Source organism: Planobispora longispora, from assembly GCF_016863135.1.
GTDB classification, from domain to species: Bacteria; Actinomycetota; Actinomycetes; order Streptosporangiales; family Streptosporangiaceae; genus Planobispora; species Planobispora longispora.
The window spans coordinates 17,374-32,353 of sequence record NZ_BOOH01000043.1 but is presented as its reverse complement, the minus strand read 5'-3'; the positions used below and the strand labels follow the sequence as shown (position 1 = coordinate 32,353).

Below are 14,980 nucleotides of genomic sequence, written 5' to 3'. Positions count from 1 at the left end.
CGTAGCGGTCTGGCGCCACGCGTAGCGGTCTGGCGCCACGCGTAGCGGTCTGGCGCCACGCGTAGCGGTCTGGCGCCACGCGTAGCGGTCTGGCGTCGCCGTGACAGTACGGTGTCGCGCATAGCGGATCGACGTCGATGCGGTGATCCGGCATCGGTGCGGCCACTGAAGATTCCGGCCTCCGGGGGAACGGCGCGGTTGTTCCGGGTCCGGAATCTTCGGTGGCCGCACCGGTCGCGGCCGGTGCCATCTCCGGTTCAACCTTGGCACGTGCGAGGGCCCCGGGAGGTGCGTTCGTCGATATGCGCCGCCTGATCCCCAAGGCCCCCAACGCCCCTATGGTCGCCCCCGAGGGCGGAAGCCTTCCGGAGGGTGCCTGACCGCGGGTCCCCCGGTCAGAGCCAGCCGGAGTCGCCGGCGATGCGCACGGCGTCGAGCCGGTTGCGGGCCTGGGTCTTGCACATGATCCGGGAAAGGTGGTTGCGCACCGTGCCGACGGACAGGAAGAGCTGCTCGGCGATCTCGTTGGACCGCGCGCCCTGCGCGGCCAGCCGGAGCACGTCCAGCTCCCTGGGGGTCAGCGGATTCTCCGCCGTCTCCAGGGCCGCCACGGCCAGGTCGGAGTCCACCGTACGGTGGCCGGCCGCGACCCGGCGGACGCCGTCGGCGATCTCCTCGGGCCCGGCCTCCAGGCTCATGAACCCGAGCGCGTGCGCCGCGAAGGCGCGGCGGACCTGGCCCGGGGTCGGGTGGCGGGACAGGATGAGCACCCGGCAGGCGGGCGCCCGCTCGTGCAGCCGGAGCGCCGTGGAGAACCCGCCGCCGGGGAGGTCCAGGCCGATGATCGCGGCGTCCGGCTCGTGCCGCAGTGCGGCGGAGACGACGTCCTCGCCGCTGTCCAGGTCGGCCACCACCTTCAGGCCGGCCGCGCCCTCCAGCGAGGCGACGAGGCCGACCCGGACCAGGGGCAGTTGCTCGGCAACCAGGATCCCGATCAAAACGCTCCTCCCGTCCGACCGCCCCGATGCGTGACGACACGATTCGCCCGACCCGATGTGTGACGACGCGATTCCGGACTGTCACCAAAGTGTCTCCATTCGGCAAAGCCCGCGCAAGTCACCCGGCCGGGAACCGAAAAGGAGGGAGGGCTTCCGGAAGGACGGGGCCCCGGAAAAGGCGATGGGACTCGCAGTATGGCGTGTCGGCTAGGCTCTTATGGGGCATTGTTGGTGAATCCGCTACCGGGGGGATCTGTGGACTGGCCTTTCCTGATCGGAGTGGTCATCTTCCTCGTGGGGTTGATGGCCTCGATCGCCCTGCACGAGATCGGTCACCTGGTGCCGGCCAAGCGGTTCGGCGTCAAGGTCACGCAGTACATGGTCGGGTTCGGCCCGACCATGTGGTCCCGCCGCAAGGGTGAGACCGAGTACGGCGTGAAGTGGATCCCGTTCGGCGGCTACATCCGGATGATCGGCATGCTCCCGCCCCGGCCCACCGACGCCCCCGGCACCGTGCGGTCGTCCTCCACCGGCCCGTTCCAGGGGCTGATCGAGAGCGCCCGCGAGGCCGCGCTGGAGGAGGTCCGTCCCGGGGACGAGGACCGCGTCTTCTACCGCAAGCCCTGGTGGCAGAAGGTCGTCATCATGTTCGGCGGCCCGGCGATGAACTTCGTGCTGGCCTTCGTCCTGTTCGCCGTCGTGCTCATGGGCTTCGGCGTCGGGGTGCTCAAGACCGAGGTCTCCGCGGTCCCGGACTGCGTGAAGACCGCCGCCGAATACGCGAAGAACCCCACCTGCACCTCCGCCGACCAGGCCAGTCCGGCCGCCCGCGCGGGCCTGCGCCCGGGCGACGTCATCGTCTCGGTGGCCGGGAAGCCGGTCGCCGACTGGGAGTCGGCGACGCGGGCCATCCGCGCCAGCGGCGCCGGGCCCGTCGAGATCGGGATCGAGCGGGCCGGGCAGCCCCTGTCCGTCACCGCCACGCTCATCGAGCAGGAGCGCGAGTCCCTCGACGAGCCCGGGAAGCTGGAGCGGGTCGGCTACCTGGGAGTCAGTCCGACGCAGGTCATCGAGCGGCAGGATCTCGGCGCCGTGGTCACGCACATGGGCGACCTCACCGCCAGGACCGCCTCCTCGCTGCTGCGCCTGCCGGAGAAGATGGTCGGCGTCTGGAACGCCGCGTTCTCCGGTGAGGAGCGCGACAAGGACGGCCCCATCGGCGTCATCGGGGTCAGCCGCATCGGCGGCGAGATCGCGGCCTCCGACGCCCCGCTGGAGAACAAGATCAGCATCTTCGTCAGCCTGCTGGCGAGCTTCAACCTGGCGATCGGCATGTTCAACCTGATCCCGCTGCTCCCCCTGGACGGCGGGCACATCGCCGGCGGTCTCTGGGAGGGCGTCAAGCGCGGCTTCGCCCGCGTGACCCGCAGGCCCGAGCCGGCGCACGTGGACATCGCCAAGGTCCTCCCGCTGACCTACGCCCTGGCCTTCACCATGATCATCATGGCCGGGCTGCTGATGTACGCCGACCTGGTCAACCCGATCCGCCTGGCCGGCTGACGGGAGCTCGTCTGCGGCGCGCACGCCGTACCCGCCGATAGGGTGTGCCCGTGAACGACGTGACGCCTGCGGCGGCGATCGACGTGGCGCTGCTCCGGCTCCGCCGGATCTGGTCGAGGCCGCTGCGCGCGCGCAAGGCCGCCGAGGCGCAGCGGCCGGTCCAGATGTCCGCCGTGATGGTCGTGCACGCGGTGCACCGGCTGAGCCTGGAGCCGGCCGAGGTGACCGTGGGGGCCGTCGCCGAACAGCTCGACGTGGATCCCTCCACCGCCAGCAGGCTCGTCAACGAGGCGATCGGCTCGGGGCTGGTGGAGCGCGAGGAGTCGGAGATCGACGCGCGGCGGGCGCGGCTGGTGCTGAGCGCCCCGGGACGCCGGGTCCTGGAGGCCGTGGCCGGCTACCGGCGGGCCTATCTCGACGGCCTGATCGCCGACTGGGACCGCCGGGACCGCGAGGACTTCGCCCGCCTGCTCACCCGTTTCGCCGAGGCGGTCACCGCCCGCCCGGCGGACGTCTCCCGCCTCGACGAGGCGATCGCCGAGGCGCTGGGGAGCGGGGGGCCGGGGGAGGGCGCGGCTACTCGCCGGTGACGCCGTCGATCTGCTCGCGGAGGATGTCGGCGTGGCCGTTGTGCCGGGCGTACTCCTCGATCATGTGGACGAGGATCCAGCGGAGCGAGACGTCCTCTCCGCGGCGCTGAACCTTGCCGACCGTCTCCAGCGGCAGCCCGCCGGCGAGCTCGCGGGCCCGGTCGATCTCGGCCCGCCAGGTGGTGAACGCCTCGTCGGCCGAGGCGGTGTCCACGTTGTCGAAGTCGCCGTCGGGGTCCTGCTCGGTGTAGTAGAGCGGCGGGGCGCCCTCGCCGGCGAGGACGTTGCGGAACCAGTAGCGCTCCACCTCGGCCAGGTGGCGGACCAGGCCGAGCAGGGACAGCGTGGACGGCGGGACGGGGCGCAGGCGCAGCTGCTCCTCCGTCAGATCCGCGCACTTGACGGCGAGGGTCTCCCGGTGCCAGTCCAGCCAGGAGTTCAGCATCGGAGCTTCGTCGGCGACGAAAGATGGGTTAGTGCGGTTGTCAGTCATGACGGATGATTTTGTCCATCCTTGTACTGATTGTCACGCGGTTTGTTCGTCTCCGGGCGCCTGTCCTCCCGGACCCGGTCCCCCCCGCGCGCCGGTGTGTCCGCGGGGAACCCCGGGAGACCGGGCGGTGTATCCGTGGGCATGAGACGAATCCTGTTGATTCTGGCGGTCGTCATCCCGCTGCTGGCCCTCTCGGCGCCGGCCCGGGCCGGCGGCTGGGCGGTCACCTTCATGGACCCCGCCCCCGCGAAAATGAGCGCGGACACGACCTACACGCTGGGCTTCTGGCTGCTCCAGCACGGCACGCACCCCTATGAGGGCGGCGACCTCGGCGAGGTCGCACTGGAGTTCACCGACGGGAAGAAGGCCGTGCGCTTCTCCGGCGTGGAGCTCAAGGAGCCGGCCCACTACGCGGCGGCGATCTCCCTGCCGGCCGGGACCTGGACGCTGAAGGCGGTCCAGGGCTGGTTCGCGCCCTACGAGGTCGGCACCCTCACCGTGCCGGGTGGTCTGGAGATCGCCCCGCTCCCGGAGGACCTCAAGGGGGCCATCGAGGCTCAGAAGGGGCAGCATAAGGATTACTGGGGGGCGATCCGCCCGCCGGACATGCCCGCCGGCACGCGCCCGGCCGGAACCCGCGCCGGGCCCGATCCCGCCGCCTCGGCTCCCGCCTCGGCTCCCGCCTCGGCTCCCGCCGCGGCGACGGAGGCGTCCGGCGTCGAGGCGCTGGACGGGGCGACCACGGTCGCGGTGGTGGAGTCCGAGTCCTGGTGGCGGGCGCCGTACACGATCGCCGCCGCGCTCCTCGGAGCCGCCGCTCTCGGGGCCCTGGCCTACCGGCTGCGCCGCCGCTGAGCGGGCCCGGATCGGAAGACAACTACATAGCATGAGAAAGCGTGACTTTTGGTGACGCCTCGTTCATTCTTGCGATACGCGGGTGGACGGGAGGTGGCCGAAATGCCGGGAACACCCGATCCGGGGGATACACGGGGGTTTCGGACCGCCTTTCTCATCTTCCTGGCGGCCGTGCTCGTCCTCATCCCGCTGGCCGTGTCGAGGCTGCTCGAATCCCGGGGGCTCGCCGGATCCCTCGCCGTCGCCCTGCTCGCCGACGTCGGGGTGGTCCTCGCCGCCCGCGCCTACCTGGACAGGCGCGGGAAGCCGGCGGAGTCCGAGGCCGTACGGCCCGGCGGCAGGGAGTACGTCGTCCCCCGATCCCTGCCGCCCGCCCCCCAGGTGTTCGTCGGCCGCGAGGAGACCGTGGCCGACCTGGAGGCGCGGTTGCGCGAGGCCGGCCGGGTGCCCCTGCTGGTCCTGCACGGCGCAGGCGGGATCGGGAAGACGGCGCTGGCGCTCGTCATCGCCCACCGGCTGGCGGGCGCCCACCCGGACGGGCAGATATACGTCCAGGTGGGGGACTTCCAGACGGACGGGATGTCCGCCGAGCAGATCCGCCACGAAATCGCCGGGGCGTACGTCTACGCGCTGAAGAGACCCGACGACGAGCTTCCCACGGCGACCGGCGGGCGGATCGACTTCTTCCACCGGCGCTCCGCCGGCCGCTCCCTGCTGATCCTGCTCGACGACGTCCCCGCCGACATGGACCTCGCCGGGCTCCTCCCGGACCGCCCCGGCTGCACGACGATCATCACCTCGCGGCGGATCCCGGGGGGACTCCCCGGCGCCGCCGTCACCTACGAGCCGCCCCCTCTCGCCGAGGACGACTCCGTGAAGCTGCTCAGCACGCTGCTGGGAGCCGACCGCGTCGAGAGCGACCCCGCCGACCCGGACGACCTCACCGCGGTGGCCGCGCGGAGACTGGCGGACGCCTGCGGCGGGCAGCCGCTCGCGCTCCGTCTCGCCGCCGCCGCGCTCTCCCAGCGCCCCCACTGGGATCTGCGGTTCGCGGTGGAGGCGATCCTGCAGAGACGGCCCGATCCCGAGCAGCTCGACGTGTCCTACATGCTGCTCACCGCCCAGGAGCGCCTCGCCCTGCGCTCCATCGGCTCCATCGGCAAGCAGGCGTTCACCGGCTGGATGCTGGCCGCCGCCGCGTCCTCGCCGGGCGAGCCCGTCTCGGAGGAACTGGCCGACCGTCTGGCGCGGGCCCAGTTCGTCGAACGCCGCGGCACCCGCCGGGACCACGCCTCCTTCTACGTCGAGGACGAGGTCCTCGAGTACGCCCGCAGACTCGCCGAGCGGGAGGACGGACCCCAGGCGAGCTCGGCCCGGGAGGAGAGCGTGACCCGGGCGCGGGAGGACCGCCGCGGCCGGGACCCGGCGCTCTCGGTGCGCGAGCAGGTCTACCCGCTCATGCGCACCGGCGACCTCTCCGCCGCGCTCGCCACGGCGCAGCAGGCGCTCGACCTCGCGGACGAGCAGGGCGACGGGGTCGCCGCCGGCGCGGCCTGCGCCGCGCTGGCCGAGATCTTCAGCGAGCTGGGCGACACGCTGGAGGCCGAGGAGGCGGCGCAGCGCGCGATCGGCACCGGGCATCCCGGCAACACCGCCCGGGCCCTGCGGTGCAACGGCAGGATCCACCGCAGGCTCCGGGAACTGGACAAGGCCAGGGCGTTCCTCGACGAGGCCCTCGGCAACGCCGAGCGGGCCGGGGACGCCGGGGAGCAGGCGCGGGTGCTGTTCGAACGCGCCTATGTCCTCTCATTGCAGGGGGACGTCACCGCCGCCCGCGGCGATCTCGACCGGGCCGACCGGCTCAGGACGAGCGGGGTGATCGGCGCGGAGACCATGGAGCCCACGGCGCTGTGGTACCGGGGCGCCGTCCTCTACGTCGAGGGCAGGCTGGGTGACTCGGCCGAGGAGTTCGGCCGCGCCAGAGCGTCCTCCCGGCGGCTCGGGCAGCGGCTGTGGGAGGCGTGGACGGAGCACGTGATCGCGAAGGTGGCCCTGGCCACGGACCGCCTGGACGACGCCAAGGAGGCGGCCGAGGCCGGTCTGGAGCTCTTCACCGCCATCCGCAACCGGTACGGCGCCGCGCACTGCCGCTACCTGCTCGGCCAGGCCCACCTGGTCGAGGGGGCGGTGCGCGAGGCCGAGATCGAGCTCTGGGAGACGGCCGAGACCTTCCGCGCCTGCGGCGACGTGTGGGTGGAGAGACACGCCCGGGCCCTGGCCAGGGCCGCGGCGGCCTGGGCGCGGGCGGAGGGACACGGACCCGGGGCCGGCGCCGGGGAGGAGTCCGTGCGGGAGCTCAGGGAGGAGATCGCACGGGAGCTCGGAGAGGCGGCCGAGATCTTCCGGGCCTCGGGCGACGTATGGGCGGAAGGACTGGTCGCCAGGCTTCTCGCCGCCATGACCGGCCCGGCGGACGGGTGAGCCGATGCCGGGCGAGGAACAGGACACCGGCAGGTGGCGCCGCCGGCTCACGGTGCTCTCGGCGGCGATCGCCGCGATCGCGGCGGTGCTCGCCGACAAGGCGGATGATCCGCTCCACTGGGTCCCGCTGACGGTGGTGACCGGGATCGGCGCGGTCACGGCGGCCTGGTGCACGCTCGCGCCCCGGCGGCGGGCGGACGCCGGCGGATCCGCGGAGGCCTCCGAGACCGCCGTGCCCGAGGGGGAACGGGGACACGCCGCGCGGGCCCTGCCCGCCCACCCCTCGGCCCCCGCCACGGCGGTGACGGCCCTCGGGCGCGCGGGCCACGCCGCGCGCGGCCTGCCGGCCCGCCAGCCCACCTTCCGCGGCCGGGAGGCCGAGCTGGACGCCCTGCTCGACTCCTACCGGGCGCAGCGCAGGCAGCGGACCCCCGCCCCGGTGCGCGGGCCGGTCGTGCTCGCCCTGCACGGCCCGCCCGGAGTGGGCAAGAGCGCCATGCAGCTCGAACTGGCCTGGCGGCTGGTCGCGCACCACCCCGACGGGGTGCTCTTCGCCAACCTCGGTCAGGCGGCCAGGCGCAGGCCCCCGTACGACGTCCTGCACGGCCTGCTGACGGAGCTGGGGTGGCCGGAGGAGGAGATCCTCTCCGCCTCGCTCCAGGACCGGATCAACGTGTTCCGGGCCCTGACCGTCGGGAAGCGGATCCTGGTCGTGCTGGACGCGGCACGCGACATCGACCAGCTCAACGCTCTCATTCCGGGCGACCCCGAGTGCACCGTCCTGATCACCAGCCGGCGCGACCTGGTGAGCGCCTACGGCTTCCCGTCCACGGCGGTCCGCCCGCCCGGTCCGGACGACGCGCTGGCCATCCTGACCGCCTACTGCCAGATGGACGGCGCCGTCGTCCCCCATCTGGCCGTCGAGATCACGGAGCTGTGCGGCCGCCTGCCGATCGCGCTGCGCGCGGTGGGGGACCGGATCCGGCACGGCGGCGGCGAGATGCGGCCGGTCCTCGACCTCCTGCGGCCGGAGGACTCCCGGCTCGACGCCCTCACCTACGGCGGGCGCAGCCTCGAGGAACGGCTCGGCACCGAGTACGACAGGCTGACCGACGACGAGAGGACCGCGTTCTGCCGGCTGTCCATGGTGGAGACGGCCTCCTTCACGCCGTGGGTGATCAGAGTCCTGACGCCCGTCTCGGTCTCCACCGGGGACCCCGTCACGACCGCCGACGCAGCCAACCTGGCCGCCGCGCTGGCCGCGGCGGGACTGCTCGACGAGGTCAGCGCCGACCCCTCGGGATTTCCCCGCTACGCCTTCCACCCGCTCACCCGCGTCTTCGCCGGGAAGCGGCTCGTCACGCTGATGCCGGACCCGCTCGACCGGGAGAAGGTGAACGACCAGCTGCGCCGCGCCGTCCTGGCCGCCTGCTGCAAGGTGCTGAGCGTGCTGGAGGACAGGCCGATCGGCGGGGAGTACGGCGACGTGCTGCTGCCGGAGATCAACGGCTGGGCCGAGAGGGTGGCCGCCGACGTCGACCACTGGATCTCGGCCGAGCTGCCGCACCTGGTCCGGGCGGTGGAGGACGCCCACCTGGCCAGCGACGGCGAGGCCTGCTGGCTGATCGCGGCCTGGCTGGACCACTGGCCGGAGGGTCTCGTCGACCGCGACGCCGTGCGCCGCGCGTTCGAACTCGCCTGGCAGGCGGCGGTCGGCTCCGGCAGGCAGGAGGCGACGAGCCGGGTCCTGCGGGCCACCGAACGGCTCCTCGCCCTCAGGGACTACGGGGACTACAGGACGGTCCTCATGGTGCTGGTGACGGCCGCCTACGAGGCGGGGAAAGCCGGGAGGGAGGACCTCCGGCAGATGGTGCAGCTCCTGATCGATCAGGTCCTGGACATGTGGAACGAGGACGGGGGACCGGACGGGCGGTCACCCGGGTAGTCGGGGTATCCGTAGCCGATGACCTCGGAGACGCGCCTGACGCGCTGCTCGACCCGGCCCCGGTCGGTGTTGCCCTCGATCGTGGTGATCGTGCCGTCGCCGTTGTCCCGCTTCACCAGGCCCATGTGGTCGATCCGGTAGATGCCCTCGCCCCCGTCGTCGTCGAGGTCGAAGTAGACGACGGCGCCGGGCCGGGCGACGCTGCCCCAGCGCCCCTCGTCCTGGAACCAGCCGGCCCAGGCGACGGCGTAGGCGTCCGCGCCGATCGTGCCGTCCAGGCCCGCCTGCGCGCCCACCCAGGAGACGAACATCGCGCACCAGGGCGCGTTGGTGTACTTCTCCATGACTCCGCCGTCGCGGGCCAGGGTCTCCCGGGCCCGCTCCGAGTCCATGTACCAGGAGTGGAACTTGGTCCCGCCGCCGTCGGCGTCCTCGACGACGCCGATCTGCCCCTCGGCGATCCGCAGCAGGTCCGCCGCCGTCACGCCCGTTTCGGCGGGCAGCGGCGGCGGGGCGCCGGCCGGGGCGGGGGCGGGCGCGGCCCGGGGTCCGGCCGGGAGGTCGTTCATGACGGCGGGGGCGCCGATGGCGACCGCGCAGGCGGCGAGGGCCACGCCGGTGACGGCGCGGAGCAGACCCCCGGGGAGGAGGCGGGGAAGGTGGTGCTCGGTCATCGCGGGATCTCTCCCTTGTTTCCCTGGAACCTTGATCCCTGTCCTGGCCCCAGGCGCGGTCCGCCTGGGAGGCGCGGCTCCCGGTCCGCCGCGGGGCCGCCCTGCGGTCCGCGCCGTACGCGTTCGCCGTCCGGAGGACCTAATACCCAATATGGGCGGTTAGTCTGCTTTGCCGGAATCTCTGGAGCGGTTCCCGGCGCGGCCCGCGCGGTGCCGCCGTACCGCGTCGCGGTTGGCGCACCGCTGGGAGCAGTAGCGCTGCCGTCCGGTGCGGGAGGTGTCGGCGAAGATCGTGGCGCACTCGCCCGCGGCGCACCGCCGGAGCCGGTGCATGCCCCGCCCGACCAGGTGCAGCGCGGTGCCCACGGAGATGAGCGCGGACAGCACGGCGCCGGGCGGCTGCCGGTCGTCGCGGTAGTGGAGGTGCCAGCCGCCGGCGTGGTCGGTCAGCCGCGGGTGGCCGGCGGATTCCGCCAGCATGCGGTTGACCAGCTCGGCGCGCTCGCGGTCGTCGGCGGCGTCGACGACCCGCACCCACGCCTCCAGCGTGGCGCGGACGCGGTCCAGGTCCTGCGGCGTGACCGGGTGCTCCAGCACGAGCCCGGCGGCGCGGCAGCGGTCCGCGAGCTCCCCGGCGGTCACCGGCCGCCGGTTGGCCAGGTCCGCGGCCAGGTTCACGGCATCCTCGCCGTAAGGGTTGAGATGCATAAGGCCATTACATCAGTCTGATCCGCATGACGCACCGCACCGATGTGCGGCATCAGAACATCGAGATGTGCACGTGGTCGTAGTGGTTGGCGGTGACGCCGCCCCGGTCGGACATGAAACGCCAGCCCGAGCCGTGGTTGATGCGCTGGCGCCAGATCACGTACTTGACGCCGAGCTTGGCGCGGTTCTTGATCGCCCAGGCGGCGATCTCGTCGCCGAGCCTGACGCCCGCGGCCGAGGGCATCGCGCCGCCGGAGCTCATCATGAAGTCGCAGGCGCGGCCGAGCGGGTGCTCGCCGAAGGTGTCGTAGCGGTAACAGCCGACCACGTGGGTCAGCTTGAAGTACCGGCCGATGGTGTTCCGCATGTTCCGGGTGCGGTCGGTGATGTTGTCGGAGCCGTTCGGCAGCTGGGGGGTCCAGGTGCCGTTGGAGCGGCGGCCGGAGCCGACGGGGACGAGCTGGTCGAGCTTCTTCTTGATGTCGCGGATCACCCCTTCGGCCTCCTCGCGCTGCTCCTCGACCTCCTCGGCCTCGCCGCGGATCCGTTCGGTGAGCCGGGCGGCCAGCTCGGCGGCCTTCTTCCGGTCGTCCCGGCTGCGGGCGAAGCCCTCCAGGTGGGCGCTCTGCTGGGCGGTGAGCTGCTCCATCAGGGCGGCGCCGCTCATGTTGTCGGAGAACATCAGCACGGGCAGGCTGGAGGCGCCGCTCTGGTAGCGGAGCTGGGCGATGGCGTCGACCTCTCCCTTGGCCGCCGTCAGGGACTCCTCGGCCTTGCGCAGGTTCTTCTTGGCGACGCCCTCGGCCTTCTGGGCCTTGGCCAGGGACTCGCGCTTGGCGGCGTAGGCCTCGATGAGGGTGTCGACCTTCTTGTTGAGCTTGGCCAGGTCCTTCCTGAGCTCGGCCTCGGTGGGCTTGGGAGCCGCGCTTCCCGCTGTGGGGACACCCAGGACGAACGCGAGCATCAGGCAGGCGGCCACGACCGTACGGTGACGGAGCGTGGCGGACGCGCGGGACGTGGGGGACGCGGGGGACGCAGCCGCCACGAACTCTCCTCTCCTTCAGCCGGCCGGGTTAGCTGACGGGTTCGGGCCGGAGCAGCCCTTCCACGAATGTGGTTCACCCCAGGTGCGATGGTTCCCCGGCTCCCGGGCAATTTGCCCGGGATTAGGCATATCTGCTGTTCAAGCCGATGCGTGAAGGATAGTAGTGGCAAAGCAATGGTCATGCGACTTCAAGCCGATACAAACCGGTGATCAGCTTGTGACAACATTGCGCAAAAGACGTGCAGCCTCCTCTGGGAGGACATCGTTCACGAAGGCCCCCATGGCCGACTCCGAGCCGGCCAGGTACTTCAGCTTGCCCGGCGCCCGCCGCACGCTGAACAGCTCCAGGTGCGTGTAGGCCAGGTCGCGGCCCGCGCGGACCGGGGCCTGGTGCCAGGCCGCGACGTACGGCATCACCACCCCGAAGAGCCCGTCCAGGCGGCGCAGCACCTCGGTGTAGAGGGGGCCGAACGCCTCGCGCTCGGCGGCCTCCAGCCCGGTCAGGTCGGGGACCCGCCGGTGCGGATAGACGTGGATCTCGTACGGCCAGCGCGCCGCGGCCGGGACGAACGCCGTCCAGTGCTCGTTCGCGGCGACCACCCGCACCCCCGCCTCCCGCTCGGCGGCCAGGACGTCGGCGAAGAGGTTGCCGCCGGTCCGCTCCCGGTGGCGCTCGGCGGCCCGCAGGGTCAGCGTGGTGCGCGGGGTCACGTAGGGGTAGGCGTAGATCTGGCCGTGCGGATGGGCCAGCGTGATGCCGATCTCCGCGCCCCGGTTCTCGAAGCAGAAGACCTGCTCCACGCCCGGCAGCGCCGACAGCTCCGCCGTGCGGTCGATCCACGCCTCCATGACCAGTCCGACCTGGTCGGGGGAGAGCGTCGAGAAGGAGGAACCGTGGTCGGAGGTGAAGCAGACCACCTCGCAGCGCCCGGCGCCGGGGCGGCTCTCGCTCAGCCCGCCCGGCGGGGCGAGGTCGACGGGCCGGTCGGAGAACGACGGGAACCTGTTCTCGAAGACGACCACGTCGTAGGCGGCCGAGGGGATCTCGGTGAGGCGGCCCGGGGCGGAGGGGCACAGCGGGCACTCGTCGGCCGGGGGCAGGAAGGTCCGGCCCTGGCGGTGCCCCGCGACCGCGATCCACTCCTCGGTGAGCGGGTCGTAGCGCAGCTCCGAGGCGGGCGGCCGGGGCGGCAGCGGGCGCTCGTCGACGGCCCCGCGGTCCGCGTCGTCGTCCCGGTCGAAGTAGATCAGTTCCCGGCCGTCGGCCAGGCGGGTGACGGTCCGCTTCATCGCTCCGCCACCCGGCTCTCCCGCTCGGGCTCGGCGACGATCAGCTCGCCCGCCTGGGCGGAGAGCTCTTCGCGGGCGTCGTCCGGCAGGCCGGAGTCACTGATGATCACATGGGCCTCCGAGAGGGCGGCGATGGTGCTGATCCCGACCGTGCCCCATTTGCTGTGGTCGGCGGGGACGACGAGGCGGTGCGCGGAGGCGACCAGCGCGCGGTCGGTCTCGGCCTCCAGCAGGTTGGGCGTGGTGAATCCGGCGCGCGGGCTCATGCCGTGCACGCCGAGGAAGAGGGTGTCCACGTGCAGCCCCCGGATCGCCGCCACGGCGACCGGCCCGACCAGCGCGTCGGAGGGGGTGCGCACGCCGCCGGTCAGCACGACCGTGCGGTCCGCGCGGGGGGAGCGGTGGAAGACCTCGGCGATCCGGATCGAGTTGGTGATGACGGTCAGCTCGGGCACGTCGACGAGGAGGCGGGCCAGCGTCCAGGTCGTGGTCCCGGCCGAGAGCGCGACGGCCGTGCCGGGCCGGACGAGCATCGCGGCCTGCCGGGCGATCGCCTCCTTCTCCGCCTGCTGGCGGACCGACTTGGCGGCGAAGCCGGGCTCCTCGGTGGAGCCGGGCCCGGCGGCGGTGGCGCCGCCGTGGACCTTCTCCAGCAGGCCGCGCTCGGCCAGGACCTCCAGATCCCGGCGGATCGTCATGTCGGACACGCCGAGCTCGCGGACGAGGTCGGCGACCCTGACGCCCCCGCTGGCGCGAACCCGGTCCAGGATCGCCTGCTGCCGCTGTTGGGCCAGCATTGACCACTCCCTCAATCAAACATCTTCCACCAAAATATCACAGGCAGAGACGGGTTCGATGTTTGGTTGTGCGGGACAACCGCTCACAGCCGGTCAAGCTCCGCGTGGATGTTGGCCCGTGCGGCCTCCTCCAGGTCCGCCACCCGGAAGATCGACGGCAGGCCGAGCAGCGAGCGCAGCACGGCCGCCCGCCCGCTGCGGAAGGCGTCGTCGGGGACGAAGGCGTACTCCTGGCGCACGGCCGCCGCGTAGGCCGCGTACACCTCGGGCGGCGCCGCCAGGATCGCCAGATCGGCGTCGCACAGCACGGCCCCGTCCGCGTCGCCGGGCGCGGGGTCGTGGGTGACGGTCAGCCTGACCAGCCGCGCCACCGTGGCCACCGCCTCCGCGGGCAGGCCCGCCTCCGGCAGCGCCCGCTCGGCCAGCCGGGCGCTGCGCTCCTCGTTGTCGCCGCGCTCGGGGTCGTAGACGGCGTCGTGGAACCAGGCGGCGAGCCGTACGAGATCGGGGTTGTCGGCGTGCCCGGCCAGCGTGTCGACGTGGTCGAGCACCGCCTCCAGGTGGGCGGTGGTGTGGTAGCGGCGGTGCGGCTCGCCGTAGCGGGCGATCAGGTCGCGGCCGAGGGCCTCGGCTCCGGGGCCGGCCAGGGCCCGCCAGCGGTCCATCAACTGTGCGCTCATGCCCGAGAGTGTGCTTGATTTCTTTGGGTCTTGTCCGGCCCCCGTTCCGGGAGGAGTGTGAAGGCCGAGTCCACCGATGTCGCGGATGAAGGGCGGTCGAGCATGGCACGGCGAGCGCGCAAGGCCCGGGCACGGAAGAAGCGGAAGGCCAACCACGGCAAGCGCCCGGCGGCCCGGTGACGCGCGCCGGGGTCAGGCGCGGCGGCCCCAGGAGGCCAGGAGCCTGGTCTGCGCGTCGGGGTCGGCGGGCAGGGGCTGCGGCTCCGCGATGACCCCGGCCTGGCGGTAGCCCTCCTCGGCGCCGGCGAACCAGTCGGCGCAGGCCTCGACCAGCTCGGGGTCGAGCCGGTCGTCGGCGCCGATCGCGCGGGCCAGGTCCCAGGTGTGGATGAGGGCGTCGGCGAACAGTTCGGTGATGTACTCGGCGCCGGGCACGTCACCGAACGACAGGTGGGTGACGCACGTCAGGGCCTGATCGGAGCTGGCCGCGTGGACGGCGGCCGCGGCGGCGGCGTCGAACGCCTTCGGCGGGTCGTCCCCGAGCAGGTCGCCGTCGAAGACGTCGCCGATCTCCGCGACGTTCCGCCCGGCGAGCAGCTCCGGGGCCCACAGGCTCTCGCCCACCACGTGGTTGACCAGGGCGCGGACGTTCCAGTCCACGCACGGCGTCGGGTTCTCCCACTGTCCCGGCCCGATCCGGTGTACGAGAACGCCGAAGTCGTCCAGTGCGCGACGGTAGGCCTCGCGGACGTCGATGGTCATCCTGTCCTCCCGAGTCGTCAATTCGACCGTAGCTTCTCGGCGGCCAGTAGTCAGCGGGCTTGTTGGACATGTCTGGCATGGCATGTCAAAGCATGCCGCGTC

The 14,980-nt window shown here is 72.7% G+C and carries 15 protein-coding genes and 1 riboswitch; of the genes, 6 read left to right on the top strand and 9 right to left on the bottom strand.

Going from position 1 to position 14,980, the window contains the following annotated elements; translation table 11 throughout:
* Positions 1-395: 395 nt before the first annotated feature.
* Positions 396-998 (bottom strand): response regulator transcription factor, encoded by a 603-nt coding sequence (locus Plo01_RS25795; RefSeq protein ID WP_203893271.1) that lies wholly within the window; start codon positions 996-998, stop codon positions 396-398.
* A gap of 255 nt (positions 999-1,253) precedes the next feature.
* Here Plo01_RS25795 and Plo01_RS25790 point away from each other — a divergent pair, with 255 nt between their 5' ends.
* Together Plo01_RS25790 and Plo01_RS25785 are read left to right on the top strand one after the other, a co-directional pair.
* Complete coding sequence (locus tag Plo01_RS25790; RefSeq protein WP_239317068.1) at positions 1,254-2,558, top strand: M50 family metallopeptidase; 1,305 nt, start codon at positions 1,254-1,256, stop codon at positions 2,556-2,558.
* Positions 2,559-2,608: 50 nt separating this feature from the next.
* On the top strand, positions 2,609-3,148 hold the full coding sequence (locus Plo01_RS25785) for a MarR family winged helix-turn-helix transcriptional regulator (protein ID WP_239317066.1): 540 nt from the start codon (positions 2,609-2,611) through the stop codon (positions 3,146-3,148).
* On the opposite strand, the gene Plo01_RS25780 is transcribed toward Plo01_RS25785, so the two are convergent.
* Positions 3,135-3,641 (bottom strand): DinB family protein, encoded by a 507-nt coding sequence (locus Plo01_RS25780; protein WP_203893268.1) that lies wholly within the window; start codon positions 3,639-3,641, stop codon positions 3,135-3,137. The genes Plo01_RS25785 and Plo01_RS25780 overlap by 14 nt on opposite strands.
* 141 nt (positions 3,642-3,782) lie before the next feature.
* Between Plo01_RS25780 and Plo01_RS25775 the strand changes: the two genes are divergently transcribed.
* From Plo01_RS25775 to Plo01_RS25765, 3 genes are all read left to right on the top strand, one after another.
* On the top strand, positions 3,783-4,496 hold the full coding sequence (locus Plo01_RS25775; protein ID WP_203893267.1) for a hypothetical protein: 714 nt from the start codon (positions 3,783-3,785) through the stop codon (positions 4,494-4,496).
* Between the two features lie 171 nt (positions 4,497-4,667).
* Positions 4,668-6,977, top strand: a complete 2,310-nt coding sequence (locus tag Plo01_RS25770; protein ID WP_203893266.1) for an NB-ARC domain-containing protein — start codon at positions 4,668-4,670, stop codon at positions 6,975-6,977.
* Between the two features lie 4 nt (positions 6,978-6,981).
* Positions 6,982-8,922: an NB-ARC domain-containing protein gene (locus Plo01_RS25765; protein WP_203893265.1), complete on the top strand. Its 1,941-nt coding sequence runs from the start codon at positions 6,982-6,984 to the stop codon at positions 8,920-8,922.
* Here Plo01_RS25765 and Plo01_RS25760 read toward each other — a convergent pair.
* From Plo01_RS25760 to Plo01_RS25735, 6 genes are all read right to left on the bottom strand, one after another.
* Positions 8,865-9,596, bottom strand: coding sequence for a CHAP domain-containing protein (locus tag Plo01_RS25760; RefSeq protein ID WP_203893264.1), 732 nt, complete (start codon positions 9,594-9,596; stop codon positions 8,865-8,867). The genes Plo01_RS25765 and Plo01_RS25760 overlap by 58 nt on opposite strands.
* Before the next feature lie 159 nt (positions 9,597-9,755).
* Positions 9,756-10,304: a CGNR zinc finger domain-containing protein gene (locus tag Plo01_RS25755; protein WP_203893263.1), complete on the bottom strand. Its 549-nt coding sequence runs from the start codon at positions 10,302-10,304 to the stop codon at positions 9,756-9,758.
* Between the two features lie 52 nt (positions 10,305-10,356).
* Complete coding sequence (locus Plo01_RS25750; RefSeq protein ID WP_203893262.1) at positions 10,357-11,349, bottom strand: coiled-coil domain-containing protein; 993 nt, start codon at positions 11,347-11,349, stop codon at positions 10,357-10,359.
* A gap of 3 nt (positions 11,350-11,352) precedes the next feature.
* Positions 11,353-11,487, bottom strand: a riboswitch (cyclic di-AMP (ydaO/yuaA leader).
* Between the two features lie 72 nt (positions 11,488-11,559).
* Positions 11,560-12,639: a galactose-1-phosphate uridylyltransferase gene (galT, locus tag Plo01_RS25745; RefSeq protein WP_203893261.1), complete on the bottom strand. Its 1,080-nt coding sequence runs from the start codon at positions 12,637-12,639 to the stop codon at positions 11,560-11,562.
* Entirely contained in the window at positions 12,636-13,436 is an 801-nt protein-coding gene (locus Plo01_RS25740; protein ID WP_203893260.1) for a DeoR/GlpR family DNA-binding transcription regulator, read from the bottom strand. Before Plo01_RS25740 ends, galT begins: the two co-directional genes overlap by 4 nt.
* 83 nt (positions 13,437-13,519) lie before the next feature.
* Complete coding sequence (locus Plo01_RS25735) at positions 13,520-14,116, bottom strand: HD domain-containing protein (protein ID WP_203893259.1); 597 nt, start codon at positions 14,114-14,116, stop codon at positions 13,520-13,522.
* Between the two features lie 102 nt (positions 14,117-14,218).
* Here Plo01_RS25735 and Plo01_RS41395 point away from each other — a divergent pair, with 102 nt between their 5' ends.
* Positions 14,219-14,296, top strand: a complete 78-nt coding sequence (locus tag Plo01_RS41395; RefSeq protein ID WP_373293985.1) for a 50S ribosomal protein bL37 — start codon at positions 14,219-14,221, stop codon at positions 14,294-14,296.
* A 12-nt stretch (positions 14,297-14,308) separates the two neighbouring features.
* On the opposite strand, the gene Plo01_RS25730 is transcribed toward Plo01_RS41395, so the two are convergent.
* Positions 14,309-14,878 carry a TIGR03086 family metal-binding protein gene (locus tag Plo01_RS25730; protein WP_203893258.1) on the bottom strand — a complete coding sequence of 190 codons (570 nt, stop codon included), beginning with the start codon at positions 14,876-14,878 and terminating at the stop codon, positions 14,309-14,311.
* Between the last annotated feature and the right edge of the window lie 102 nt (positions 14,879-14,980).

Excerpts from the sequence above, each read along its gene's own strand:
- Plo01_RS25755 (WP_203893263.1), bottom strand. The coding sequence starts at position 10,304 with ATGCATCTCAACCCTTACGGCGAGGATGCCGTGAACCTGGCCGCGGAC.
- Plo01_RS25780 (WP_203893268.1), bottom strand. The coding sequence starts at position 3,641 with ATGACTGACAACCGCACTAACCCATCTTTCGTCGCCGACGAAGCTCCG.
- Plo01_RS25735 (WP_203893259.1), bottom strand. The coding sequence starts at position 14,116 with ATGAGCGCACAGTTGATGGACCGCTGGCGGGCCCTGGCCGGCCCCGGA.
- Plo01_RS25740 (WP_203893260.1), bottom strand. The coding sequence starts at position 13,436 with ATGCTGGCCCAACAGCGGCAGCAGGCGATCCTGGACCGGGTTCGCGCC.
- Plo01_RS25765 (WP_203893265.1), top strand. The coding sequence starts at position 6,982 with ATGCCGGGCGAGGAACAGGACACCGGCAGGTGGCGCCGCCGGCTCACG.
- Plo01_RS25775 (WP_203893267.1), top strand. The coding sequence starts at position 3,783 with ATGAGACGAATCCTGTTGATTCTGGCGGTCGTCATCCCGCTGCTGGCC.
- Plo01_RS25730 (WP_203893258.1), bottom strand. The coding sequence starts at position 14,878 with ATGACCATCGACGTCCGCGAGGCCTACCGTCGCGCACTGGACGACTTC.
- Plo01_RS41395 (WP_373293985.1), top strand. The coding sequence starts at position 14,219 with ATGGCACGGCGAGCGCGCAAGGCCCGGGCACGGAAGAAGCGGAAGGCC.
- galT (WP_203893261.1), bottom strand. The coding sequence starts at position 12,639 with ATGAAGCGGACCGTCACCCGCCTGGCCGACGGCCGGGAACTGATCTAC.
- Plo01_RS25760 (WP_203893264.1), bottom strand. The coding sequence starts at position 9,596 with ATGACCGAGCACCACCTTCCCCGCCTCCTCCCCGGGGGTCTGCTCCGC.